The sequence below is a fragment of the Rhodopseudomonas palustris genome (assembly GCF_003591005.1).
Lineage (GTDB): Bacteria > Pseudomonadota > Alphaproteobacteria > Rhizobiales > Xanthobacteraceae > Rhodopseudomonas > Rhodopseudomonas palustris_K.
On the sequence record NZ_QYYD01000004.1, the window covers coordinates 232877 to 256068 of the forward strand.

The 23192-nt window shown below is 66.7% G+C and carries 24 protein-coding genes; 16 read left to right on the forward strand and 8 right to left on the reverse strand.

All coding sequences use genetic code 11. The annotated features are described in order from the left end of the window. Positions 1-6 precede the first annotated feature (6 nt). From D4Q52_RS05990 to D4Q52_RS06010, 5 genes are all read left to right on the forward strand, one after another. Entirely contained in the window at positions 7-264 is a 258-nt protein-coding gene (locus D4Q52_RS05990; RefSeq protein ID WP_119855635.1) for a hypothetical protein, read from the forward strand. After that, the gene (gene purQ, locus D4Q52_RS05995) at positions 261-962 is read left to right on the forward strand and encodes a phosphoribosylformylglycinamidine synthase subunit PurQ (RefSeq protein ID WP_119855636.1); all 702 of its coding nucleotides are present in this window, start codon (positions 261-263) and stop codon (positions 960-962) included. The genes D4Q52_RS05990 and purQ overlap by 4 nt, the downstream gene beginning before the upstream one ends. 323 nt (positions 963-1285) lie before the next feature. Further along, complete coding sequence (locus D4Q52_RS06000; RefSeq protein ID WP_119855637.1) at positions 1286-1471, forward strand: DUF2256 domain-containing protein; 186 nt, start codon at positions 1286-1288, stop codon at positions 1469-1471. Then, positions 1468-2988, forward strand: a complete 1521-nt coding sequence (locus D4Q52_RS06005) for a cryptochrome/photolyase family protein (RefSeq protein ID WP_119855638.1) — start codon at positions 1468-1470, stop codon at positions 2986-2988. The genes D4Q52_RS06000 and D4Q52_RS06005 overlap by 4 nt, the downstream gene beginning before the upstream one ends. A gap of 305 nt (positions 2989-3293) precedes the next feature. Then, positions 3294-3497, forward strand: coding sequence for an integrase (locus tag D4Q52_RS06010; protein ID WP_119855639.1), 204 nt, complete (start codon positions 3294-3296; stop codon positions 3495-3497). Between the two features lie 79 nt (positions 3498-3576). Here D4Q52_RS06010 and D4Q52_RS06015 read toward each other — a convergent pair whose 3' ends face one another. Next, a complete protein-coding gene (locus D4Q52_RS06015; RefSeq protein WP_119855640.1) occupies positions 3577-4059 on the reverse strand; it encodes a PaaI family thioesterase in 483 nt (160 codons plus the stop codon). A gap of 171 nt (positions 4060-4230) precedes the next feature. Here D4Q52_RS06015 and D4Q52_RS06020 point away from each other — a divergent pair, with 171 nt between their 5' ends. Together D4Q52_RS06020 and purL are read left to right on the forward strand one after the other, a co-directional pair. Beyond that, a complete protein-coding gene (locus tag D4Q52_RS06020; protein ID WP_119855641.1) occupies positions 4231-5595 on the forward strand; it encodes a TrpB-like pyridoxal phosphate-dependent enzyme in 1365 nt (454 codons plus the stop codon). Positions 5596-5901: 306 nt separating this feature from the next. After that, positions 5902-8112 carry a phosphoribosylformylglycinamidine synthase subunit PurL gene (gene purL, locus D4Q52_RS06025; protein ID WP_119855642.1) on the forward strand — a complete coding sequence of 737 codons (2211 nt, stop codon included), beginning with the start codon at positions 5902-5904 and terminating at the stop codon, positions 8110-8112. A gap of 662 nt (positions 8113-8774) precedes the next feature. Here purL and D4Q52_RS06030 read toward each other — a convergent pair. Beyond that, positions 8775-9962, reverse strand: coding sequence for an acyltransferase family protein (locus D4Q52_RS06030; protein ID WP_119855643.1), 1188 nt, complete (start codon positions 9960-9962; stop codon positions 8775-8777). Positions 9963-10041: 79 nt separating this feature from the next. Further along, positions 10042-10404, reverse strand: a complete 363-nt coding sequence (locus D4Q52_RS06035) for a DUF427 domain-containing protein (protein ID WP_119855644.1) — start codon at positions 10402-10404, stop codon at positions 10042-10044. Positions 10405-10568: 164 nt separating this feature from the next. Between D4Q52_RS06035 and D4Q52_RS06040 the strand changes: the two genes are divergently transcribed. Beyond that, a complete protein-coding gene (locus tag D4Q52_RS06040; RefSeq protein ID WP_119855645.1) occupies positions 10569-10805 on the forward strand; it encodes a BolA family protein in 237 nt (78 codons plus the stop codon). A gap of 92 nt (positions 10806-10897) precedes the next feature. Continuing rightward, complete coding sequence (locus tag D4Q52_RS06045; protein ID WP_119855646.1) at positions 10898-11629, forward strand: hypothetical protein; 732 nt, start codon at positions 10898-10900, stop codon at positions 11627-11629. A gap of 133 nt (positions 11630-11762) precedes the next feature. Here the strand turns inward: D4Q52_RS06045 and D4Q52_RS06050 are convergent, their stop codons facing one another. After that, the gene (locus D4Q52_RS06050; RefSeq protein WP_119855647.1) at positions 11763-12341 is read right to left on the reverse strand and encodes a TetR/AcrR family transcriptional regulator; all 579 of its coding nucleotides are present in this window, start codon (positions 12339-12341) and stop codon (positions 11763-11765) included. 317 nt (positions 12342-12658) lie between these two features. Here D4Q52_RS06050 and D4Q52_RS06055 point away from each other — a divergent pair, with 317 nt between their 5' ends. Both D4Q52_RS06055 and D4Q52_RS06060 read left to right on the forward strand, forming a co-directional pair. Continuing rightward, positions 12659-13243 (forward strand): DUF308 domain-containing protein, encoded by a 585-nt coding sequence (locus D4Q52_RS06055; protein ID WP_119855648.1) that lies wholly within the window; start codon positions 12659-12661, stop codon positions 13241-13243. Between the two features lie 272 nt (positions 13244-13515). Then, positions 13516-14304, forward strand: a complete 789-nt coding sequence (locus D4Q52_RS06060; RefSeq protein WP_119855649.1) for an alpha/beta fold hydrolase — start codon at positions 13516-13518, stop codon at positions 14302-14304. A 243-nt stretch (positions 14305-14547) separates the two neighbouring features. On the opposite strand, the gene egtD is transcribed toward D4Q52_RS06060, so the two are convergent. Continuing rightward, positions 14548-15516 carry an L-histidine N(alpha)-methyltransferase gene (gene egtD, locus D4Q52_RS06065; protein WP_119855650.1) on the reverse strand — a complete coding sequence of 323 codons (969 nt, stop codon included), beginning with the start codon at positions 15514-15516 and terminating at the stop codon, positions 14548-14550. Positions 15517-15562: 46 nt separating this feature from the next. After that, the gene (gene egtB, locus D4Q52_RS06070; protein ID WP_425328454.1) at positions 15563-16807 is read right to left on the reverse strand and encodes an ergothioneine biosynthesis protein EgtB; all 1245 of its coding nucleotides are present in this window, start codon (positions 16805-16807) and stop codon (positions 15563-15565) included. Between the two features lie 299 nt (positions 16808-17106). Between egtB and grxD the strand changes: the two genes are divergently transcribed. From grxD to D4Q52_RS06090, 4 genes are all read left to right on the forward strand, one after another. Further along, positions 17107-17433, forward strand: coding sequence for a Grx4 family monothiol glutaredoxin (gene grxD / locus D4Q52_RS06075; RefSeq protein ID WP_054162432.1), 327 nt, complete (start codon positions 17107-17109; stop codon positions 17431-17433). Further along, positions 17430-17945, forward strand: a complete 516-nt coding sequence (locus D4Q52_RS06080) for an O-acetyl-ADP-ribose deacetylase (RefSeq protein ID WP_119855652.1) — start codon at positions 17430-17432, stop codon at positions 17943-17945. Before grxD ends, D4Q52_RS06080 begins: the two co-directional genes overlap by 4 nt. Before the next feature lie 64 nt (positions 17946-18009). Beyond that, on the forward strand, positions 18010-19290 hold the full coding sequence (locus D4Q52_RS06085; RefSeq protein ID WP_182915244.1) for a serine hydrolase domain-containing protein: 1281 nt from the start codon (positions 18010-18012) through the stop codon (positions 19288-19290). Between the two features lie 298 nt (positions 19291-19588). After that, positions 19589-19882, forward strand: coding sequence for a hypothetical protein (locus tag D4Q52_RS06090; RefSeq protein ID WP_119855653.1), 294 nt, complete (start codon positions 19589-19591; stop codon positions 19880-19882). Positions 19883-20178: 296 nt separating this feature from the next. Here the strand turns inward: D4Q52_RS06090 and D4Q52_RS06095 are convergent, their stop codons facing one another. Next, a complete protein-coding gene (locus tag D4Q52_RS06095; RefSeq protein ID WP_119855654.1) occupies positions 20179-21246 on the reverse strand; it encodes a threonine aldolase family protein in 1068 nt (355 codons plus the stop codon). A 58-nt stretch (positions 21247-21304) separates the two neighbouring features. Then, a complete protein-coding gene (locus tag D4Q52_RS06100) occupies positions 21305-21928 on the reverse strand; it encodes a TetR/AcrR family transcriptional regulator (protein WP_182915245.1) in 624 nt (207 codons plus the stop codon). Between the two features lie 67 nt (positions 21929-21995). Between D4Q52_RS06100 and D4Q52_RS06105 the strand changes: the two genes are divergently transcribed. Beyond that, complete coding sequence (locus D4Q52_RS06105) at positions 21996-23033, forward strand: NAD(P)-dependent oxidoreductase (RefSeq protein ID WP_119855655.1); 1038 nt, start codon at positions 21996-21998, stop codon at positions 23031-23033. Positions 23034-23192 lie beyond the last annotated feature (159 nt).

Consider the following 23192-nt stretch of genomic DNA (forward strand, 5'->3'; position numbering starts at 1 on the left):
GCCGCTATGGCTGAAATTAGCGCAGACCTCGTCTACGAAGTGTTGAAAGCCGTGCAACGCGACATCTCGCAGATCAAAGGCGAGATCAGCGAGATGAAGCTTGATATTCAGGGCTTGCGTCTCGCCCAAAACGGAATTCGCCAGGAGATCATTGGCCTTCACAATGAACTCGCCGGCATCCATGCCACGTTGATGCGACACGATCAGCAACTCGACCGCATCGAACGGCGTCTTGAGATCAACGACATCCCTGCATTGACATGAAATCCGCCGTTCTCGTCTTCCCCGGTATCAATCGCGAGCGCGACATGGCGCGGGCGCTGAAGCTCGTCTCCGGCACCGACGCCGCGATGGTCTGGCACGCCGACACTGAACTCCCCAAGGGCACCGACCTCGTCGTGGTACCGGGCGGCTTCTCCTACGGCGATTACTTACGCTGCGGCGCGATCGCGGCGCGGGCGCCGGTGATGGACGCGGTGCGCAAGTTCGCCGGCGATGGCGGGCTGGTACTCGGCGTCTGCAACGGCTTCCAGATCCTGTGCGAATCCGGCCTGCTGCCGGGCGTCTTGATGCGCAACGCGCGGCTGAAATTCATCTGCCGCGACGTGCATCTGAGAGTCGAGCGCGCCGACTCGCCGTTCACCCGCGGCTACAAAGCCGGGCAGGTGATCAAGGTCCCGGTGGCGCACGGCGAGGGCAATTACGAAGCCGACGAGGAGACGGTGAAGCGCCTCGAAGGCGATGGCCGCGTGCTGTATCGCTATTGCTCGCCCGAGGGCGAACTCGGCGAGAGCTACAACATCAACGGCGCCGCCGCCTCGATCGCCGGCATCGTCAACGAACGCGGCAACGTGCTCGGCATGATGCCGCACCCGGAAAACCACGTCGAACCGATCATGGGCTCGACCGACGGCCGCGGCCTGTTCGAAGGCCTCGCGGCGCATCTGAAGGCGGCTGCGTAGTCCTCGCAGTTGGTGGGCGCGCCCGCAACATATCCCGCGTCATTGCCGGGCTTGCCCCGGCAATCCATTGCCGCGCATCCCACCCTCTCGTTCGTCATTCCGGGGCGCTCGCGGAGCGAGCGAGCCCGGAATCCATAACCACCGAGCTTGTTGCGAGCCGCGGCGTTGGCGGCGCGGTGCGTCACCGCGACTACGGGGAGTATGGATTCCGGGTTCGCGCTTCGCGCGCCCCGGAATGACAAACGAGAAGGTCCGGTGCGGCCGATGCAACCCTTCTTCATCCCCCGCGTAGTTAGTTCGACGCCCCACACCCCGTCGGACCGATGCCCCGGATGCGCGCCAAAGCTGATCTGCCTTCCAAGACCTGCGCCGCCTGTGGCCGCCCGTTTGCGTGGCGGAAGAAGTGGGCGCGGGACTGGGACGCGGTGAAGACCTGCTCGGAGCGCTGCAAAGGTGAACTGCGCCGCGCTCAGCGCGACGCCCGAACTGCGGACCCGGCCCGCGCATGACGACGCTGCGGCTCGTGCTCGGCGATCAGCTGACCCGCAACGTCGCAGCGTTGCAGGGCGCGGCGGGCGGCGATGTCGTGCTGATGGCCGAAGTCGCCGACGAAACCACTTACGTCAAGCACCACAAGCAGAAGATCGCCTTCATCTTCTCGGCGATGCGCCACTTCGCCGAGGAGCTCCGCGCCGACGGTCTCACCGTCGACTACATCAAGCTCGACGCCCGCGGCAACACCGGCTCGATCGCCGGCGAACTCGCGCGTGCGGTCAAGCGGCACAAGCCGTCGCGCGTGGTGATCACCGCGCCGGGCGAATGGCGGCTGATGTCGGAATTTCGCGCGCTCGATCCCGGCGTCCCGGTCGAGATCCGCGACGACGACCGCTTCTTTGCCTCTACCGCGCGGTTCGCCGCGTGGGCGAAGGATCGCAAAGCGCTGCGGATGGAATTCTTCTATCGCGAGATGCGGCGCGAGTCCGATCTGCTGATGAAAGGCGACGAGCCCGCCGGCGGGCAGTGGAATTACGACAGCGACAACCGCAAACGCTTGCCGGCCTCGGTCACGGTGCCGCAGCGCTTCGGTATCAAGCCCGACGCGATCACCCGCGAGGTGATCGCGCTGGTCGCGGCGCAGTTTGCCGATCATTTCGGCGACCTCGAGCCGTTCGAATGGGCGGTGACCCGCGCCGACGCGCTGCGCGCCTACGCGGACTTTCTCGACCAAGCGCTGCCGAATTTCGGCGCCTATCAGGACGCGATGGCGAGCGGCGAGCCGTTCGTGTTTCACGCGGCGATCTCGCCGTATCTCAACGCCGGGCTGCTGACGCCGCGCGAAGTCTGCGTCGCGGCCGAGCGCGAATACATCGAGAAGCGCGCGCCGCTCAACGCCGTCGAAGGCTTCATCCGCCAGATCCTCGGCTGGCGCGAATATGTCCGCGGCGTGTACTGGCTGAAGATGCCGGACTACGCAGAGACGAACGCGCTGCAGGCGACGCGCGACCTGCCGTGGCTGTATTGGTCCGGCGAGACCGACATGCACTGCATGGCCGAGGCGATCGGGCACACCCGGCGGCACGCGTATTCGCACCACATCCAGCGCCTGATGGTGACGGGCAATTTCGCGTTGCTGGCCGGCATCGATCCCAAGCAGGTCGCCGAGTGGTACCTGGTCGTCTATGCCGACGCCTATGAGTGGGTCGAGCTGCCGAACGTGCAGGGCATGTCGCAATTCGCCGACGGAGGTTTGCTGGCGTCGAAGCCCTACGCATCGTCGGGCGCTTATATCGACCGGATGTCCGACTTCTGCAAAAGCTGCGCCTACGATGTGAAGCAGAAGTCCGGACCCAGGGCCTGTCCGTTCAACTACCTGTACTGGGCCTTCCTGATCCGTAACGCCAAAAACCTGCGCGGCAACCAGCGCCTGGCCATGCCCTACCGCACGCTGGCCGGCTGGGACGAGGCACGCAAGGCGGCGATCGTGGCCGAGGCCGAGGCGTTTCTCGACGGGCTGGCGACGGAGTAAGCAAAGTGTTACGCAGCGCTACAAACCTCTCGTTCGTCATTCCGGGGCGCGCGCAGCGCGAACCCGGAATCCATAAGCCCTGCGGTCTCGATTGATACTCAGCGCGGGGAACGCCATGCGAAAGCCGCGACGGCGGTGCTTATGGATTCCGGACTTGCGCGCGGAGCCTGTCATCGGGCCGGCCGAAGGCCGGACCCGGTGGCGCGCAATCCGGAATGACGGGGAGGGGCTTTGCTGCTGGCCGTCATGCCGATCCACTGGACGGCGCCGGTTCCCGCGCCTATCTTGGCGTCAGGAGTTCTGCCATGGCGACGATGATTTCAGAGGTCTATGACGCGTTTCTCGCGTCGGGCGCGCCGGAGGACAAGGCGCGCAAGGCGGCCGAGGCGATGGCCGCCTATGAGGGCAGGTTCAACAAGATCGAGGGCGACCTCAACCTGCTGAAGTGGATGAACGGCATCACCTGGGCGCTCAGCTTCGGCATTCTGTTCAAGCTGTTCCTGCATTAGGCACTGCATTCGCGTTCGTCATTCCGGGTTCGCGACCGCGCTCGCGCCCCCGATGACTCCCGGAGAGGCAGCGCGCCCCTCAATGACTATCCGCCACCTCCGTCGCCGGCACCTTGCGCCGCACGCGCTTGATCGTGCCTGAGAAGGTGAACAGCGGTCGCTCGCCGCTCTTCAGCATGCCGCGGACGAAGATCAGCGACTTGCCGGCGCGGGTGACTTCGCCGGTGGCTTCGATCAGTTCGCCCTCGAACGCCGCGTCGAGGAATTCGGCGCCGAACGCCACCGTGACGCCGGGGCCGTCGAGCTCCTTGGTGGCGATGGCGAACAGGCAGTAATCGGCGAAGGTCATGTAGCAGCCGCCGTGCACCGCCTTCATGCCGTTGAGATGCTTCTTCTCGACGCGGAAGGCGCAGCGCACCCGGCCGTCGTCGTCGATGCGGTGCCAGAACGGCCCGTTGTGCGACTCGAAGGTGTCGCGCGTCCAGGTCCGCCAGCCGGCAAATTCGCCCTCGGTGGCGATGGTGAGATCGGGGCGGTGGGACGGCGGGGCGGCTTGCTGCACGGCGGAATTATCCTTTGGTCGATGTCGGCTCCATAAAACCGATGCCGCGCTGCAATGCAAATCGCGCCTGGCACGCGGCCGCGTCATTCAATTGACACGGCGCAATTGGCAGGCCCGCGCGTGCTGTAATACCCTCCCGGCCGCATAAAGGGCCGCCTGAGGGAGAACAGAATGAGCGACCAGATCAAGTACGTGCTGGACGAGGAGAGCATCCCGAAGTCCTGGTACAATCTCAACGCCGACTTCCCGACGCCGATGCCGCCGGTGCTGCATCCGGGCACGCATCAGCCGGTCGGCCCGAGCGATCTGGAGCCGCTGTTTCCGATGGAGCTGATCCTCCAGGAAGTCGCGACCGAGCGCTACATCGAGATTCCCGAGCCGGTGCGCGACGTGTTCCGGATGTGGCGCCCGGCGCCGCTGATCCGCGCGCGGCGTCTCGAACAGGCGCTGGATACGCCGGCCAAGATCTACTTCAAATACGAAGGCGTCTCGCCGGCCGGCTCGCACAAGCCGAACACCGCCGTGCCGCAGGCCTGGTACAACAAGCAGGCCGGCATCAAGAAGCTGTCGACCGAGACCGGCGCCGGGCAGTGGGGTTCGTCGCTGGCGTTCGCCGGCTCGCTGTTCGGGCTCGACGTGCTGGTGTTCCAGGTCCGCGTCTCCTACGACCAGAAGCCGTATCGCCGCGCGCTGATGGAAACCTATGGGGCGCGCTGCATCGCCTCGCCATCAAACGAAACGGACTCCGGCCGTGCGATCCTCGCCAAGACGCCGAACAGCCCCGGCTCGCTCGGCATCGCGATCTCCGAGGCGGTCGAGATCGCCGCGAAGAATCCGGACGTCAAATACGCGCTCGGCTCGGTGCTCAACCACGTCATGCTGCACCAGACCATCATCGGCCAGGAAGCCATCAAGCAGTTCGAGCTGGCCGGCGACGATCCCGACGTGGTGATCGGCTGCGCCGGCGGCGGCTCCAACTTCGCCGGCCTTGCGTTCCCGTTCCTCGGTCTGCAGCTGCGCGGCGGCCGCAAGCGGCGCATCATCGCGGTCGAGCCGGCGGCGTGCCCGACGCTGACCCGCGGCACCTACGCCTATGATTTCGGCGACACCGCACATCTCACCCCGCTGGTGAAGATGCATACGCTCGGCTCGACCTTCATGCCGCCCGGTTTCCACGCCGGCGGCCTGCGCTATCACGGCATGAGCGGGATGGTGTCGCACGCTTACGAGCTCGGCCTGATCGAGGCGCGCGCCTACCAGCAGGTCGGCTGCTTCGAAGCCGGCGTGCAGTTCGCCCGCACCGAGGGCATCGTGCCGGCGCCGGAATCGACCCACGCGGTGCGCTGCGCCATCGACGAGGCGCTGCGCTGCAAGGAAGAGGGCAAGGCGGAGACCATCCTATTCAACCTCTCCGGTCACGGCCATTTCGACATGCAGGCCTACATCAACTACTTCGACGGCAAGCTTGTCGATCAGGATTACGACGAAGCCGATCTGGCCACCGCGCTGGCCGGCCTGCCGGCGGTGGCGGCTTAACGGCGACCTTCGTCATTGCGAGGAGCGCAGCGACGAAGCAATCCAGCCCGGAGCACGGCGCTGGATTGCTTCGCTTCGCTCGCAATGACGCCCGAGGGCGCTGTGCCTGTTTCCGTGGCTGGTCGGGTCAAGCCTGGCGATGACCAGATCCGGGGGAATTCCGCGTCTCATCAATGATTTGCGGTCATCGTGCCGCGTCCCCGCGCCATCCCCAGCTGCGCAGAAAACCCTTTCCCCCCCGGGCCGATCTTTCTACATAACAGCGGTCCGCGCCGGCCCCTCCGGCGCGCCGAGGAATGCTGCCCTATGTCCGCTCCCGAGCCGAACATCACCCCGGAATTGATCGCCAGCCATGGCCTCAAGCCGGACGAATATCAGCGCATTCTCGATCTGATCGGGCGCGAGCCGACCTTCACCGAGCTCGGCATCTTCTCGGCGATGTGGAACGAGCACTGCTCGTACAAGTCGTCGCGCATCCACCTCAAGGGGCTGCCGACCAAGGCGCCGTGGGTGCTGCAGGGGCCGGGCGAGAACGCCGGCGTGATCGACATCGGCGACAATCAGGCGGTGGTCTTCAAGATGGAGAGCCACAACCACCCGAGCTATATCGAGCCGTATCAGGGCGCCACCACCGGCGTCGGCGGCATCCTGCGCGACGTCTTCACCATGGGGGCGCGGCCGATCGCCTGCCTCAATGCGCTGTCGTTCGGCGATCCGAAGCATCCGAAGACGCGGCACCTGGTGTCGGGCGTCGTCGCCGGCGTCGGCGGCTATGGCAATTCGTTTGGCGTGCCGACCGTCGGCGGCCAGACCCGGTTCCACACCCGCTATGACGGCAACATTCTGGTCAACGCCATGGCGGTCGGCCTCGCCGATGCCGACAAGATCTTCCTCGCTGCCGCCAGCGGCGTCGGCATGCCGATCGTCTATCTCGGCTCCAAGACCGGCCGGGACGGCATGGGCGGCGCCACCATGGCGTCGGCGGAGTTCGACGAAGGCTCGGAGGAGAAGCGCCCGACCGTGCAGGTCGGCGATCCGTTCGCCGAGAAGCTGCTGCTGGAAGCGTGCCTCGAGATCATGGCCAAGGATTGCGTCATCGCGATCCAGGACATGGGCGCCGCTGGCCTGACCTGTTCGGCAGTCGAGATGGGCGCCAAGGGCGACCTCGGCGTCGAGCTCGATCTCGACGCGGTGCCGACCCGCGAGACCGGCATGACCGCCTACGAGATGATGCTCTCCGAAAGCCAGGAGCGCATGCTGATGGTTCTCAAGCCGGAGAAGGAAAAGGAAGCCGAGGACATCTTCCGGAAGTGGGGCCTCGACTTCGCCATCGTCGGCTACACCACGCCGACCAAGCGCTTCGTGGTCAAGCATGGCGGGCAGGTGAAGGCCGATCTGCCGATCAAGGAGCTCGGCGACGAAGCGCCGCTGTATGACCGGCCGTGGATTGAGTCGCCGAAACTGCCGGTGATTCACGCCCGCGACATCAACGCGCCGATGGGCGCCGCCGAGGCGCTGGAGAAGCTGCTGGCGACGCCGGATCTGTGCAGCAAGCGCTGGGTGTGGGAGCAGTACGACCACGTCATCGGCGGCAACACGCTGCAACGCCCCGGCGGCGACGCCGCGGTGGTGCGGATCGAGGACGGCCCCAAGGGCCTCGCGCTCACCGTCGACGTCACGCCGCGCTATTGCGAGGCCGATCCGGTCGAGGGCGGCAAGCAGGCGGTGGCCGAAGCCTATCGCAACATCACGGCGGTCGGCGGCAAGCTGCTGGCGATCACCGACAACCTCAACTTCGGCAATCCGGAGCGGCCCGAGATCATGGGCCAGCTGGTCGGCTGCCTGCGCGGCATCTCCGAAGCCTGCATCGCGCTCGACGCGCCGATCGTGTCCGGCAACGTCTCGCTCTACAACGAGACCTCAGGCCGCGGCATCCTGCCGACCCCGTCGATCGGCGGCGTCGGCGTGCTCGATGATTTCACCAAGTCGGCGACGCTGGCCTTCAAGGCCGAAGGCGAAGCGATCCTGCTGATCGGCGAGACCAAGGGCTGGCTCGGCCAATCGGTGTACCTGCGCGACATCTGCGGCCGCGAAGAGGGCGCGCCGCCGCCGGTCGATCTCGCCTGCGAGAAGCGCCACGGCGACGTCGTCCGCGGCATGATCCACGCCGGCACCGCGACCGCTGTGCACGACGTCTCCGACGGCGGCTTGCTAGTCGCACTCGCCGAGATGGCGATCAGCGGCGGCATCGGCGCCGCGCTCGACGCCCCGCCGGCCGAGATCGTGTCGCACGCCTGGTGGTTCGGCGAAGACCAGGGCCGCTACATCGTCACCGTGCAGCAGGACGACCTGCTCACCACGCTGTCGAAGCTGAAGAATGTCGGCGTCCCCTGCGTGCAGATCGGCACCACCGCCGGCCACACGCTGAAGATCGAAGGCGAACGCACGGTGGACGTCAAAGCGCTGCGCCACGCCCACGAGCACTGGCTGCCGGACTACATGGCGGGGAAGGCGTAAACGTCGCATCCAGACGCCTGCCGCCGTCATTGCGAGGAGCGAAGCGACGAAGCAATCCAGCGCAGTGCACTGCGCCGCTGGATTGCTTCGCTTCGCTCGCAATGACGCAGCACCCCCCCCCGCCGTCATTCCGGGGCGCGAGCGCAGCGAGCGAACCCGGAATCTCCGCCACGTAGCAAAACCTCTTCCCGTCATTCCGGGATGCGCGCCCTTGCGCGCAGGCCCGGAATCCATAGCCCCTGGAGTCGCGGCGAAGCACTGCGTAGGTCCCGCTATGCGTAAGTAACAAGCCGCAGTGGTTATGGATTCCGGGCTCGCGCCAAGAGGCGCGCCCCGGGATGACGAGCGGGAAGAGCCTCGTGAAAGTGCGCGAAGTCGGAATCTCAGCCACGCATCCCACCCTCACGTTCGTCATTCCGGGATGCGCGCCCTTGCGCGCAGGCCCGGAATCCATAGCCCCTGGGATCGCGGGGAAGCACAGCGTATGTCCCGCTATGCGTAAGTAACAGGCCGCAGTGGTTATGGATTCCGGGCTCGCGCCAAGTGGCGCGCCCCGGAATGACGGGGAGGGGTGTGGTTACTTCGCGCGCCCCGGAATGACAGAAGAGAGGGGGTGCGCAGCGAAGCAGCGGAGCCGCAGGCCCGTAGCGCCCGCCGCCCCGCTACAACACCCGATGCGATCCCGGGATCTTTCGCAGCAGCGCCGTGGTTGCCCAGCTCAGCAATAGCCCGAGCACGAACACCGTGCCGGCCTTGGCGATCGCCGGCCATTGCAGGTCGTACAGTGCGTATTGCAGCCACAGCATATAGGCGTAGTGCACCAGGAAGATGCCGTAGGCGTCGTGCTGCAAGGGATCGAGGATGCTCCAGCCGGCGCGCTGGAAGCGCAGGAAGAACGCCAGGATGGCGAAGATCACGGTGACGCTGAACGCCGCGAAGGCGAGTCCGTAGCCGGCTTCGTACCACATCGGCAGGTCCGGCGGATTGCCCAGGATGCCGCGCTTGATGCCGATGAAGCCCCACATCGCCGCATAGGGCAGCACCGCCAGGAGCGCCCAGACGTACCATTGCTTGGCGAGCCGGCCGCCGGCACTGATTACGCCGAATTCCGGATGGCAGGCGCCGATCCCGGCGCCCATGAAGAAATACGCTGCGTAGAGCAGGATGCGGCTTTCCTGCACGGCGAACGGGCCGAACGAGAGCCATTCGTTCGGCCCGAAATACACCCGCGCCGGCACGTAGAGCGCAGCGGTAATCGCGAAGGTCGCCACGATATACAGAAACGGCCGCTGATAGCCGATCGACGCCAGCCGGTTCAGCGGGTCGAGCGTGTGCCGGGAGATCCGGTACATCGCGCCGCCGATGAAGGTGTAGATGAACAGCACCCACAGAAACCACAACGGCCCGCTCGGCCATGGGCCGACCGTGATCATGTTGCGATAGAAATCGACAAAGCTCAGCATCGGGTCGGCGCGCAGCGCGATCGCGTAGTAGGCGATCGGAATCACCGTGAACGCCGCGATCACGAACGGAATGCCGAGCCGGATCAGCCGGTCGCGCGCCAGCGATCCGATCCTCGGGCGATGGTCGAGGCTCGGCCACAGAAACAGCCCCGACAGCAGGAAGAACATCGCCATGAAGAAGCTGTCGGTGGCGAGCACGATGCAATCGAAGCCGATCCAGGACGCCGGGTCGGTGTGGCCGAAATGCGTGTAGGGGATCACCGAATGGTGAATCAGCACCAGCAGGGTCAGGAAGGTGCGGGCGCGATCGAGCGACAGGTCGCGCACGCGAACGGCAGCGGTCGTCGCCGCGGCAAGGCCGGCTTGCGTCGGATAGGTGGTCGTCACGGCTGTTCTCCGTCCATCCGCGGTGCAACAATGCCACGAACTGCCGGCCCGGCAAGATCCAAAGGGGTTGGATTGATCTCTAGGCCGAGACTTCCTCGATCTTGACCTTGTCAGGGTAGAACGCCAGGAAGCCGGCGATCTCGGTCATCGCCGGAAACGGCTCCTCGTAGCTCCAGATCGCGTTGTCGAGCGTGGTGCCATTTGCGTCGATGCTGAAATAGCTGGCGTCGCCCTTGTAAGGGCAGTGCGTGCTGCGCGCGGTCTTGTGCAGCAGCGCCATGTTGGCGTCGGCGCGCGGGATGTAGTGCACCGGCGGATAGCTGGCTTCTTTCAGGGTCAGCGCCTGGCTCGATTCGGCGATCACCACATCGCCGGCGGTGACGCGCACCCGCTTCGGATTCTGCGTGATCGTGATCGGGTGGTCGGGGCCGGGGATTCTCATGGACATACCTCGCGATAGGCCTGGCGGCGGCAGGCGCCGCGCCTCAACCAGATGTGCGACCTCGGCAGGCTTTGAAAGGGCCGCGCCGCACGATAGTATCTCACAGGTAAGGGATGGCCGATGCCGGGGCCATCCGGAATCGATCAATTTTCGGAGGACTGGGAATGCCGATGGATGCCCGCGACATCGAGGCCATGATCAAGGCCGCGATTCCCGACGCGGAAGTGACGATTCGCGACCTTGCCGGCGATGGCGACCACTACGCCGCTACGGTGGTCTCGGAGTCGTTCCGGGGCAAGTCGCGGGTGCAGCAGCATCAAATCGTCTATGCCTCGCTGAAAGGCCAGATGGGCGGCGTGCTGCACGCGCTGGCGCTGCAGACCGGCGTGCCGGAGAGCTGACGCCGGTTTGGCACCGCTGCGCTCCGGGATCACAGGCTTAACCGAAGCTTAACGGCGGCGCGGCACCGTCGGCGCGGGTCGGAGAGCCACATTTGTCGAACTGGCGGGACGAAAAGGCGAAGGCCAACGCGCAGGCGCTGGCGCGGCTGAGCAAGCGGCTGCCCGCGGCGTTTCCGCAGGCCGTGCTGGTGCGGGCGCGGAGCTGCTCGTGGGCGCCGTCGACGCTGCGTGTCGCGATCGACGGCTATTGGCGTGCGCATCCGCTGCGCGCCGACCGCCTGGCGCGGCTGCTGGCCGGCCGCAGCGGCGCGCCGGACGGGTGGCGCTGGCAGATCGGCGATCCGGATCGCGGCTTGCCGGCGACGTTTCGCACGCCGCCGGCGCCGTATCGCGAAAACGCCTTCGCAAGGGGCCCGGGCTTCTGCTGCGTCTGCGGCCAGCCGGTGTATCGATTCGGCTGGCACGCCGATCTGTGGGACGCCGGGCCGAACTCCAGGGCGAACTGGCACAGCGCCTGCGTCACCGCCTGGCAATTCTGGACTGCGCCGAGCGCCCAGGCCAAGCTGCTGCGCAAGCTGCAGGGCCGGCGCTGCGGATCGACCAACCGGCGCCTGCTGCGGACCGCGGAGGTCGATCACCAGGTGCCGTTATTTCACGTCTGGCGCCAGCACCGCGACACGGCCTGGCCGCAACTGCTCGGCTATTGGGGCCTGCCCAATCTGCAAGTCATCAACCGCGAAGTCCACGCCGCCAAATGCGCCGAGGAGGCGAGGGGACGAAGCGCGGCGCGAGCCGCGGCAGCGACCGAGACGGCGTCCGTCTAGAAGCCTCTCTGCGTCATGCCCGGCCTTGTGCCGGGCATCCACGCCTTGCTGACTTAAAGACAAAAAAGGCGTGGCCGGGACAAGCCCGGCCATGACGAACGTTGTGCGAGGGGTGTAGTGACTGGTAGTCGCCCTATCCCTTGCACAGCCGATCGATCAACGGGTTGGTGATCGCTGCAAACATCTTCGGCTCGCCATAGGCGCGCGCGGACAGCATCGCGCCGTGAACGGTCGCCATGAAGATCTCGGCTTCGGCACGCGGCGTGTCTTTCAGCGCCAGGCTGCCGTCCTTGTGGCCGCGCTCCAGCGCCGATTTCAGCCACGCCGACAGCGCGCGGAAATGCGCCCGCACCTCTGCCGCGACCTCGTCGGGGAGCAGGGGCAGTTCGGTCGCCAGCAGCGCGCAGACGCAGAACGGCGCGCTGCCGTCCTTGATGCAGGCGGCCCAATAGCCGGTGTAGCTGCGCAGTTGCGCGGCCGGGTCGGACGCCTCGCGCGCCAGATGCGCCAGCCCGGCGGCGGCGTCCTTGCGATATTGCGCGACCAGCTTCTGCACCAGCTCGGCCTTGGTCGGGAAATGGTGATGAATGCTGGGTTTGCGGATGCCGACCGCGTCGGCGATATCGGCGTAGCTGAAGCCGTTGTAGCCGCCCGCAATGATCAGCCCGCGCGCGCAAGCCAAGATCTGGTCGGCCGTCGACAGATTGGTCATGCCGGCTGTTTACCTTCTAGTTGGTAGAATGTCCAGTCTAGTGTAAAGTTATGCAACCCCACGCCCGTCATTCCGGGGAACGCGCAACGCGCGTGAACCCGGAATCCCGCAGCGTTCTGCGGCTCTCTGATGTCCATAACATCTGGATTCCGGGTTCGCTCGCAAGGGCGAGCGCCCCGGAAGAGCCTCACGCGCGAGCGCTCCCGAGTGGTTGTCATCAAGCAAACGTCATCGGGGGGCGGCCAATCTGCGTTTGCAAAGGCGTCTACCTACTAGTAGATAGGCGATGTCATCGACATTCCAACAGGAGCATCGACATGAGCCGTCCCCAAGCCACGAGTTCGACCGCCACGCCGTCGGCCTGGCTCAAGCGCTATTACTATGTACGAGCCGCATTTTCCCTGATCTGGGTCGCGCTCGCTTTCACGATCGCTCGCCAGGCCCCACACCTCGCCGCCGTCATGCTGATCGTGTATCCGGCGTGGGATGCTGCGGCGAACTACGCCGATGCGGCGCGTAATGGCGGTCTGCTGGCCAATCCCAGCCAGGCGCTCAATCTCGGCGTCAGCGTCCTGACCGCGCTGGCCGCCGCCGTCGCGCTCAATTCCGGCATGAACGCCGTGCTGGCCGTTTACGGCGGCTGGGCGGTCCTGGCGGGCGTGCTGCAACTCGCCACCGGTGTGCGGCGCTGGACTAGCGGCGGACAGTGGCCGATGATCCTCAGCGGCGCGCAGTCGGCGCTCGCCGGCGCTTTCTTCATTCATGCGGCGAGCGGCGACAAGCTGCCGAGCATCGTCGACATCGCGCCCTACGCCGCGTTCGGCGCGTTCTACTTCCTGGTCGCCGCGGTCTGGCTGAGCGTGAAGGACCTCCGGCGCCGGACCATCGACGTCGGCGCGTAGAGCGGAGCTCCGGTCGCCACGTCCGACTTGCGATGCACACACTTCCTTGTGACCGAACCGAACAGCGGCCAGCTCTACCTTATGTGTCTGACCGCAAATTCGATCCGCGAGATGAGGCCTGCAACGTTGTCACTGCGGGGAGCATCCGGATCGGTGCTTGGCGTCGTCCGCGTACAGGCTCCGCGACGAAGCAACCCAGCAAGGGCATCAATTGCGGCCAATGGATTGCTTCGCTTCGCTCGCAATGACGCTTGAGACATCAGGAGAACCCAATGACGGTTGATCGGCGTGTCGTAACCTCATCGCTGCTGGCCGTCGCCGCATCGGCCGTGCTGGGCGGCGCGCGCGCCGCGGGGGCGGCGGAGAATCCGGCTGTTGCCGCCACCGGGGCCCGCAACGTCGTGCTCGTGCACGGCCTGTTCGCGGACGGCTCGTCGTGGTCCGAGGTGATCCCGCGTCTGCAGGCACGCGGCCTGAACGTCACCTCGGTGCAGAACCCGCTGACGAGCCTTCCGGATGCGGTGGCCGCGTGCGAGCGCGTGCTCGCACGGCAGGATGGCCCGACCGTGCTGGCCGGGCATTCGTTCTCCGGCATGATCGTCTCCGAAGCCGGCGTGCATCCGAATGTGTCGGCGCTGGTCTACGTCGCCGCGCGCGCGCCCGACGCCGGCGAGGATTACACCGCGCTCGCCAAGACCTATCCGGCCGCGCCGGCGTCGGCCGGAATCGTGTTCGACGGCGATGAAGGCCGCTTGACCGAGGAGGCCTTCCTGCGCGACTTCGCACCGGACCTGCCGCGGGACAAGGCCAGGGCGCTGTACGCCGTGCAATGGCCTTTTCACAAGGCGCTGCTGGCGGGCAAAACGGCCCACGCAGCGTGGCGCGACAAGCCGAGCTACTACGCGATCTCGAGGGACGACCGGGTCATCGACCCGGACCTGCAGCGCTTCATGGCCAAGCGCATGAACGCCACCGCGATCGAACTGGCCGCCAGCCACGTCTCGCTGCTGAGCCATCCGCAGGAGATCAGCGAGTTGATCATCAAGGCGGCGGGCGGGTGAGCAATTTGTCGATGGCTTGCTATTAGCTCACTGCCCGCGTCGCCCTCACCCCACCCCTCTCCCGCAAGCGGGAGAGGGAGCCGGCCGCGGATGCGGCGAGACTGCGGATGAACTCAGTTGCAGATGTCATTGCTGCCGATGGTCGGAGTAGGCCGCTCCCCCAAGCCCCGCCGGCAGCGCGCCCCCTCTCCGCTTGCGGGAGAGGGTTGGGGTGAGGGCGACGCAGGCACTAAGTTGTTGTGACTAGTTCGCCTGCAGCGCGTGCACCGAGAACAGCCCGTCATCGTCCATCCAGCTCTGCTGCAGCGACCACCCGGCCTGTTCGGCCAGATCGCGGAAGCGGGGAAGGCTGTATTTGTAGCTGTTCTCGGTGTGGATGCTCTCGCCGGCCGTGAAGGTGAAGCGTTCGCCGAGGATGCGGACGGTCTGATCGCGCTGGCTGACCAGATGCATCTCGATGCGGTGCTGATCACGGTTGTAGACCGCGCGATGCTTGAACGCGCGCAGGTCGATATCGCCGCCGAGCTCGCGGTTGATCCGCGCCAGCAGATTGAGGTTGAACTCGGCGGTGACGCCGGCGGCGTCGTCATAGGCCGGCACCAGCAGCCTCTCGTCCTTCTCCAGATCGACGCCGACGATCAGCCGCGCGCCTTCGCCAAGGATGTCGCGGAAGGTGCGTAGGAGCTCCGCAGCTTCATGCGGTTCGAAATTGCCAAGGGTCGAGCCGGGGAAGAATCCGACCTTGGGCCGATCCCGCACCGCCTCCGGCAGCGCAAACGGCGCGGTGAAATCCGCCGCCACCGGATACACCGCCAGCTCGGGAAAATCCGCGCACAGCTCTTCGGCCTGCGCGGCGATGAAGTCGCCGGAAATATCCACCGGCACATAGGCGGCGATGTCGCGCGCCTCCAGCAGCAGGCGGATCTTGGTGGTGGCGCCGGCGCCGAATTCGACCAGCGCGGCGTCCGGCGGGATCAGCGCGGCGATTTCGCCGGCGCGGGCGCGCAGGATGCCGAGCTCGGTGCGGGTCGGATAGTATTCGGGCAGCTTGGTGATGCCGACGAACAGCTCGGAGCCGAGGTCGTCATAGAAATATTTCGGCGGCAGCGTTTTGCGCGGTTGCGACAGGCCTTCGAGGATGTCGGTCGCGAAGTTCTGCGTCTGCGGATCGAGCTGATGCACGCGATTGCGCACGTCGACGTGCATGTTCATGGGCGGTCTCCCGGATGCGCGCGCGGGGCGCGTCGTACGTTGGACTTCAGACGTCGTAGTCGGCAAGCCGCAGTCCGGTGAACTGCCAGCGATGATGCGGATAGAAGAAGTTGCGATAGGTCAGGCGGCTGTGGCCCTGCGGCGTGACGCAGGACGAGCCGCGCAGCACCAGCTGATTGACCATGAACTTGCCGTTGTACTCGCCGAGCGCGCCCTCGATCGCCTTGTAGCCGGGGTAGGGCGAATAGGAGCTGCGGGTCCACTGCCAGACAATCCCGAACGCGTCCGCGAGCTCGCCGGCCCGCGCGGCGACTTCCCATTCTGTTTCGGTCGGCAGATGCTTGCCGCTCCAGCGGGCGAAGGCGTCGGCCTCGTAATAGCTGACGTGACAGACCGCCGCGTCTGGATCGATGCTCTGCAGGCCGCCGAGCGTCATGATCCGCCACTCGCCGTCCACCTGCCGCCAATGGCCGGGCGCTTCCCAGCCCTCGCGCTCGGCGCAGGCGAAGCCGTCCATCAGCCACAGCGTCGGCGTGCGGTAGCCGCCGTCCGCCATGAAAGCGAGCCATTCGGCATTGGTGACGAGATCGCGCGCCAGCGTTACCGGCCCGACCAGCGCGCGGTGCGCCGGCTTCTCGTTGTCGAAATGGAAGCTGTCGGCGGCGTGGCCGATCGCGTGGATGCCCTCGGGCAGATGCACCAGAGCGTCGGCGCTGCGGGCGGCGGCCGGCAGGCGCCATGCCGGATCGTAGGCCGGCGGGATCGGGTTCTGGGCGAAAGCGTGCAGGATGTCGGTCAGCAGCAGCTCCTGGTGCTGCTGCTCGTGGTTCAGCCCGACCTCGACCAGCGGCGCGAGCTGCCGCAGCTTGGCCTCGTCGGCCTCGGCAAACAGGGCGAGCATCGCGTCGTCGACATAGCGCCGATAGGCGGCGACATCCTCGATGCCCGGCCGCGTCAGCAGCCCGCGCGCCGCCCGCGTATGCCGCGGCCCGGCCGAAACGTAATAGGAATTGAACAGATAGGCGTAATCCGGGTGGAAGACCTGGTAGCCGGGCTGGTGCGGCCCGAGCAGAAACTGCTCGAAGAACCACGTCGTATGTGCGCGGTGCCATTTTGCCGGGCTGGCATCCGGCATCGACTGCACCACCTGATCCTCGGCGCTGAGCGGCGCGGCGCGGCGTTCGGTCTCGTCCCGCACCGTCCGATAGGCGTCGGCCAGATGGGCAGCCAAAACACGGGGAGTCGCGGTCGGTTCAGCAGATACGGCTACAGATATAGCGGCGGAGGACAGATTCGACACGAGCGACTCCGGTTTGGGAGAAAACGCTGCTTCCGGGAAGCGGTTCCGAGACTCGCCAAATAGGTGTTCGCCGCGCGATTGGAAGGCGGTCGCGGCGAGGTCGTCGGTACCCTGGCAACCTCGGCGGCCGCTCGGCGCGGGCCCGGCGATCCCGGAATGTTGAGGGAAATCAGGCGCTCCGCAGCGCTGACTGGCATTTTACTTGGGCTGCGAACGGTTTTCGCGATACATATATGACCGACTGATCCGGCCGCTGGTGGTCAGCCGGCCGCGCCGCAAAGGGACTCGCCATGAGCATCGAGCAATTCATCGACAATGAAGTGAAGGCCAACGACGTCGTGCTGTTCATGAAGGGCACGCCGCAGTTTCCGCAGTGCGGCTTCTCCGGTCAGGTGGTGCAGATCCTCGACCACATCGGCGTCCCCTATAAGGGCCACAACGTGCTCGAATCCGCCGAACTGCGCGACGGCATCAAGCAGTTCTCGAACTGGCCGACGATCCCGCAGCTCTATGTGAAGGGCGAATTCGTCGGCGGCTGCGACATCGTCCGCGAGATGTTCCAGGCCGGCGAGCTGCAGAAGCTGTTCGCCGACAAGGGCATCAAGGTCGCGGCCTGAGCCGTTTCGAACGCACCCACGGCGCGGCGACCCTCGCGGTCGTCGTCGCCGACATTACGACGCTCGCGGTTGACGCGATCGTCAACGCCGCCAACAGCTCGTTGCTGGGCGGCGGCGGAGTTGACGGCGCGATCCATCGTGCCGCGGGACCGCAATTACTGGCCGCGTGCCGGACGCTCGGCGGCTGCGCCACCGGCGATGCCAAAATGACCCAAGGCTACCTGCTGCCGGCGCGGCATGTGATCCACGCCGTCGGGCCGGTGTGGCAGGGTGGCGGCTCCGGCGAGGACGCGGCGCTGGCGTCTTGTTATCGCCGCGCCCTGCAGTTGTGCGAGCAGCACCGCCTGTCCTCGCTCGCTTTCTCGGCGATCTCGACCGGCGTCTACGGCTTTCCTCCCGATCGCGCTGCGCCGCTCGCCATTTCCACCTGTCTCGAAACGCTCACACTGACGCCGGCCGTACGCCGTGTCGTATTCTGCTGCTTCTCGGAACCGAGCACCGGGCTGCGCTGACGGCGGCCCTTGATTAGTCGGCCGCGGCCGCTACCATCCCGTCGGCTCACATGTGGAGGACTGGATGATCCTGCGTCGCGTCGCGCGTCTGTTGTTAACCGGAGCGCTCGCTGCGCTGATTGTTTCGCCGGCAGCTGCCGAAGGCAGTTTCGATCCGCCGCCGACCGCGCAATTCTCCCAGGAGAAGCTCGGGCGGATCGACGCGTTCTTTGGCAAGATCATCGCAGAGGGCAAGATCCCCGGCGCCGTGGTGTATATCGAGCGGCACGGCAAGCCGGTCTATAGCAAGTATTTCGGCGTCCGCGACGTCGCCACCAAGGCGCCGATGACCGACGACACCATCTTCCGTCTCGCCTCGCTGACCAAGCCGTTCACCGCCGTGGCGGTGATGAAGCTGGTCGAGGACGGCAAGATCAAGCTCGACGACCCGGTCTCGAAGTACATCCCGGCCTTCGCCGACACCAAGGTCGGCGTCGAGAAGACCAAGGACAACGGCGAGAAGGTTCTCGATTTCGAGCCGCTGAAGCGGCCGATCACGATCAGCGATCTGCTGCTGCACACCTCGGGCATCACCTACGGGTTCTACGGCGACAATCTGGTGCGCAAGGCGATCGCCGCCGCCAAGATCTACGACGGCGACCCCAGCAACGCCGAATTCGCCGAGCGCATCGCCAAGGTGCCGCTGCAGGAACAGCCCGGCACGCTGTGGGACTACGGCAATTCCTACGAGGTGCTCGGCCGCGTCGTCGAGGTGGCGTCGGGCAAATCGTTCTACGAGTATCAGAAGCAGGTGCTGTTCGATCCGCTCGGCATGAAGGACACGCGCTACTACCTGCCGGAGGAGCAGCAGAAGGCGCGAATGGCGCAGCCGATGCCGAACGACGCCGATTTCCGGGTCGGGCGGCCGAGCCGGCCGGACATCGTCAAGCAGTGGGAGTCTGGCGGCGGCGGCCTGACCTCGACGCCGCACGACGTCATCCGCTTCGTCCGGATGCTGCTGAACAAGGGTGAGCTCGACGGCAAGCGCCTGCTCAGCGCAGCCACGTTCAAGGACATGACCACCGACCACATCGGCCCGTCCTCCGGCATCGCGCGCGATTACTTCTACTTCCCCGGCGACGGCTTCGGCTACGGCTACGGCCTCGCCGTCCGCACCGACGCCGGCAACGCCAAGCCGCCGCCGCCCGGCTCGCTGGGCGAACTGAAATGGGACGGCGCCAGCGGCTGCTACTTCGTGGTCGACCCCAAGCTCGACATGTTCTTCGTGCTGATGGAACAAACCCCCTCGCAGCGCCAGCCGGTGCAGCGCGAGCTGAAGAAGCTGGTCTACGAAGCGCTGGAGTGAAGCCGGCCCGACCACCGGGCAGCATCCCGGCTGACCACCCACCTCTCCACGAGTCATTCCGGGGCGCGCGCAGCGCGAACCCGGAATCTCTGCGGCGGTGTGCGTTGCAGATTCCGGGTTCGCCCGCCGCTGCGCGGCGGCCGCCCCGGAATGACTTGGGGAGAGATTGTGCGCTTCCGGGCTCGGGAAAACTATGAAATCAGCGTCGCGCCGCAGGAACTTCGCTCGCAACATTGTGTTCCGAATTGACGCTGCGACGATTTGCAGCCACCGTTCGCGGGCAACCGAAAGGAATCACATGTCTTCGAAGATTGGCCGTCAGGGCCTCGTGTCTCGCGTTCTCGCCGCGGTGGTGCTCACCAGCATCTACGCGTTCAGCCTCGTCGGCGCGACTGCGCTGATCACCGGCGTCTCGACCACCTCGGCGTCCGCCCAGCGCGGCGACTGGGGTCGCGGCCGTGGCCGGGGCTATCGCGGCGGTCGCGGCTACGGCCGTGGTTATGGGCGCGGCCGTGGCTATGGCGGCCCGGTGCGTGGGCGCGGTCGTGGCGCCTGCGTCGTCAACGCCGCTGGCGTCCGCATCTGCCTGTAAGACGATCTGATCGATCGTGACGCGGTGGCCGGGCTCGCCCCGGCCATTTGCATGTCTGGGCCGCATCATTTTGCAGCCGGCTCATTGGCCGACAACTTCCGTCATGGCCGGGCTTGTCCCGGCCATCCACGCCTTTTCTGCATTTCCGGCCGGAAGGCGTGGATGCCCGGCAACAAGGCCGGGCATGACGCGTGGCTAGGAAGTTGCCCTCTCTCAAAGGATGAACTTCCGGCCAAGCTCTCAGGATGAGGACGCAGCGCTGGTGGAGAGGCGAGCGCTTCAATCCATGATTTGCTCTACGCCGCGCGAAGGATCTCCCGCACCAGCCCCAGCGTCTCGTCGATCATCGCGCGGTCGACGTCGAGATGGGTGCAGGCGCGGATGCGGCCGTCCATCATCGCCAGCAGCACGCCGTGGCTGCGCAGCCGGGCCACCATCTCGGTGCCGGGTACGCCGGCGCCGTCGGGCCGGAAGAACACCAGATTGGTCTGCGGCTCCTGCACCTCGACGCCGGCGAGCTGCGCCAGCCCGGCCGCGAGTGCCCGCGCATTGGCGTGATCCTCGGCGAGCCGCTCGACGTGATGGTCGAGCGCGTAGTCGCACGCCGCGGCGATCACGCCGGACTGCCGCATCGATCCGCCGAGCCGCTGCTTCCAGCGCCACACCTCGTCGATGAAAGCGCGCGAGCCGGCCAGCGAGGCACCGACCGGCGCGCCGAGTCCCTTGCTGAAATCAATCCACGCCGAATCCCAGCCCGCCACCATGTCGCGCGCCGCGATGCCGGTGGCCACCACGGCATTCATCAGCCGGGCGCCGTCGATATGGGTGGCGAGTCCGGCGTCCTTGCCGGCGGCCGCGATGGCGTCGAGCGTGGGTTGCGGCCAGATCGTGCCGCCGCCGATATTGGCGGTCTGCTCGACGCTGACCATGGTCTGCGGCGGCTCATAGCGCGAGCGCGGATGCAGCGCGGCGCGGAATGCGTCCAGCGAGAACTGGCCGTCGTCGCCGTCGAGCGGCGTGATCTGGAAGCCGCCGAGCGCCGCATGCGTGCCGCCCTCGCGCGACAGAATATGCGCGCTGCGCTGCGCGATGATCTCGTCGCCGGGCCGGCAGGTCGCCAGCGTCGCGGTGACGTTGCACATCGTGCCGGACGGCAGGAACACCGCGGCCTCCTTGCCGAGCAGCGCCGCGACACGCTCGTTGAGCGCGTTGGTGGTCGGATCATCGCCGGTCTGCTCGTCGCCGACCTCGGCGCGCGCCATCGCCTCGCGCATCGCCGGGGGCGGCCGCGTCTGAGTATCGGACAACAGGTTGATGCGCACCGGCGGCGCGGCAGGATCGGGCAGGGGCGGGATGTAGGACATGGCGGCAGGTTAAAGCATTTCGCGTACCGATAGAATCGCGAACAGTGCTGGCCCGCTGTCAGGCCGGTTGCTGCAGGCCGCCACGGATCAGCGCGGCGAACGCTGCGGCGGCGTCGGTCTCGCGGCATCGGCCGCGCACCATTGCGGCCGACAGCGCCTCGCCGGCTCCGATCAACCCAACGCAGCGGCGGACGAGTTCGGCGCGCGGCAGCGTGGTATGCGGCTTCAACGCGGTCGCGAACAGCTGGACGTAGCCATCGAGCAGCTGCTGGTACACGGCCTCCTTCTCCTGGCTGCCCGCCAGCGCCGCGCCGATCGCCTGCCACTCGCCACTGGTCTCCGCCGAGCAATGCACATAAGCGGACGCCAGCAACTGCGCGGTCTCGTCGAGGCTGCGGTGACCGCTCGCCAACGCCGCACGCAGCGCGTCGGCGTGCTCGGCATCGATCGATTTGTACAGCTCGATCAGCAGCCCCGAGCGCGTGCCGAAGTGGTCATAGGCAATCGGCTTGGAGACGCCCGCGCGCTCGGCGAGATAGCCGAGCGTCAGCCGGTCGGCACCTTCGTCGCGCACGATCTGCAGCGCGATGTCCATCAGCTGCCGTCGCCGCTGTGCCTTCGGCAGCCGCCCGCCCGGTTCCGCAACCGGCGAGTCCGCCGCGACGGTTTTCGGTCTTGCCATGAAACCTACCATTGGTAACTTTGTTATGTTACGATTGGTAAGTTAGGCGGAAGGAGGGAGTGCCGCAATGTCGAACGATTCGATTCTCCTGATCGGCGGGGCCGGCCATGTCGGCCGCTGGACTGCGCGGTCGCTGCGCTCCGTTCATCCTGACGTACCGCTGCTGATCGGCGGTCGGGATCGGGCGCGGGCCGAACAGGCAGCCGCCGAGCTTCACGCCGAGAGCGTGGTGATCGACGACACCGCCGCCGATCTCGGCCTCGGCGATCGCCCGCTGCGCGCGATCGCGACGCTGTTTACCGACCAGCGCCTGACCGCGCTGCGCCTTGCCCAGGCCCGCGGCGTGCCGCATCTGTCGATCTCGCCGGGGATCATCGAGCTTGGTCCGGAAGTCGCTGCTTACATGCACCGGCCGCAGGCTGCGCCGGTGGTGCTGGGCACCGAATGGATGGTTGGCGGCACGACGGCGCCGACGCTTGCCTTCGCCAAGGCCTTCAGCCGCATCGACGACATCGCGATCGGCGCACTGCTCGACGAGCAGGATGCGTTCGGCCCGGCCGCGGAGGCCGATCTCGAACGACAGACCCGGACCATGCCGGTTGCCCTGGCTCGGCAAGGCGGCGCTTACGTCTGGCGGGCCGGAGACGAGCTGGCGACCAGCTTTCGTGCCGTCGACGGCACCGAGATGGCGGCCTCCACGTTTTCGCCCAATGATGTGCTCGGCCTTGCCAGCGCGACCGGGGCGCCGAACGTGCGCTTCAGCCTCGCCGTCGGGGTCAGCTCCAGCCGGCGCCGTGGAGAGCCGTTGTCGACCGAGATCATCATCGAGCTGACCGGGACGGATCACGCGGGTGGCGCGCTGCGCCGCCGCCACGCCATTGTTCACCCCGGCGGCCAGATGCCGCTCACCGGCCTCGGCGTCGCCCTTGTGCTCGAACGCCTACTCGGCGTGGGCGGCCATCCCCCAACGCCGGCGGGCTTGTACTTCCCGTATCAGCTGATCGAACCGGACATGTACTTCCCGCGGCTCGCTCAGGCCGGCGGCAAGGTGATGGAGCTCGAGGCTGCTTCACCCTCCCCTGGAGGGGGAGGGTCGCTCGCGTAGCGAGCGGGGTGGGGTGGGGAAGAGTTTATCCGCTGTGCCCGCGGCCCGGGGGGGCCCCCCCCCCCCCCCCCCCGCGGCGGGGCCGCCCCCCCCCCCCCCCAACCCCACGAGGGCGGGTTCTGTGGCGACTTTTTTGAGGGTGAGGGCGCGTTAGGGCGG

What these genes read in the sequence shown, in the direction of transcription:
- D4Q52_RS05990 (WP_119855635.1), top strand. Translation starts at nt 7, where the DNA reads ATGGCTGAAATTAGCGCAGACCTCGTCTACGAAGTGTTGAAAGCCGTG.
- D4Q52_RS06020 (WP_119855641.1), top strand. Translation starts at nt 4,231, where the DNA reads ATGAGCGACCAGATCAAGTACGTGCTGGACGAGGAGAGCATCCCGAAG.
- D4Q52_RS06005 (WP_119855638.1), top strand. Translation starts at nt 1,468, where the DNA reads ATGACGACGCTGCGGCTCGTGCTCGGCGATCAGCTGACCCGCAACGTC.
- D4Q52_RS06085 (WP_182915244.1), top strand. Translation starts at nt 18,010, where the DNA reads ATGATCCTGCGTCGCGTCGCGCGTCTGTTGTTAACCGGAGCGCTCGCT.
- grxD (WP_054162432.1), top strand. Translation starts at nt 17,107, where the DNA reads ATGAGCATCGAGCAATTCATCGACAATGAAGTGAAGGCCAACGACGTC.
- D4Q52_RS06095 (WP_119855654.1), bottom strand. Translation starts at nt 21,246, where the DNA reads ATGTCCTACATCCCGCCCCTGCCCGATCCTGCCGCGCCGCCGGTGCGC.
- D4Q52_RS06105 (WP_119855655.1), top strand. Translation starts at nt 21,996, where the DNA reads ATGTCGAACGATTCGATTCTCCTGATCGGCGGGGCCGGCCATGTCGGC.
- D4Q52_RS06055 (WP_119855648.1), top strand. Translation starts at nt 12,659, where the DNA reads ATGAGCCGTCCCCAAGCCACGAGTTCGACCGCCACGCCGTCGGCCTGG.
- D4Q52_RS06010 (WP_119855639.1), top strand. Translation starts at nt 3,294, where the DNA reads ATGGCGACGATGATTTCAGAGGTCTATGACGCGTTTCTCGCGTCGGGC.
- D4Q52_RS06060 (WP_119855649.1), top strand. Translation starts at nt 13,516, where the DNA reads ATGACGGTTGATCGGCGTGTCGTAACCTCATCGCTGCTGGCCGTCGCC.
- purQ (WP_119855636.1), top strand. Translation starts at nt 261, where the DNA reads ATGAAATCCGCCGTTCTCGTCTTCCCCGGTATCAATCGCGAGCGCGAC.
- purL (WP_119855642.1), top strand. Translation starts at nt 5,902, where the DNA reads ATGTCCGCTCCCGAGCCGAACATCACCCCGGAATTGATCGCCAGCCAT.
- D4Q52_RS06040 (WP_119855645.1), top strand. Translation starts at nt 10,569, where the DNA reads ATGCCGATGGATGCCCGCGACATCGAGGCCATGATCAAGGCCGCGATT.
- D4Q52_RS06100 (WP_182915245.1), bottom strand. Translation starts at nt 21,928, where the DNA reads ATGGCAAGACCGAAAACCGTCGCGGCGGACTCGCCGGTTGCGGAACCG.
- D4Q52_RS06035 (WP_119855644.1), bottom strand. Translation starts at nt 10,404, where the DNA reads ATGAGAATCCCCGGCCCCGACCACCCGATCACGATCACGCAGAATCCG.
- D4Q52_RS06000 (WP_119855637.1), top strand. Translation starts at nt 1,286, where the DNA reads ATGCCCCGGATGCGCGCCAAAGCTGATCTGCCTTCCAAGACCTGCGCC.
- D4Q52_RS06090 (WP_119855653.1), top strand. Translation starts at nt 19,589, where the DNA reads ATGTCTTCGAAGATTGGCCGTCAGGGCCTCGTGTCTCGCGTTCTCGCC.
- D4Q52_RS06050 (WP_119855647.1), bottom strand. Translation starts at nt 12,341, where the DNA reads ATGACCAATCTGTCGACGGCCGACCAGATCTTGGCTTGCGCGCGCGGG.
- egtD (WP_119855650.1), bottom strand. Translation starts at nt 15,516, where the DNA reads ATGAACATGCACGTCGACGTGCGCAATCGCGTGCATCAGCTCGATCCG.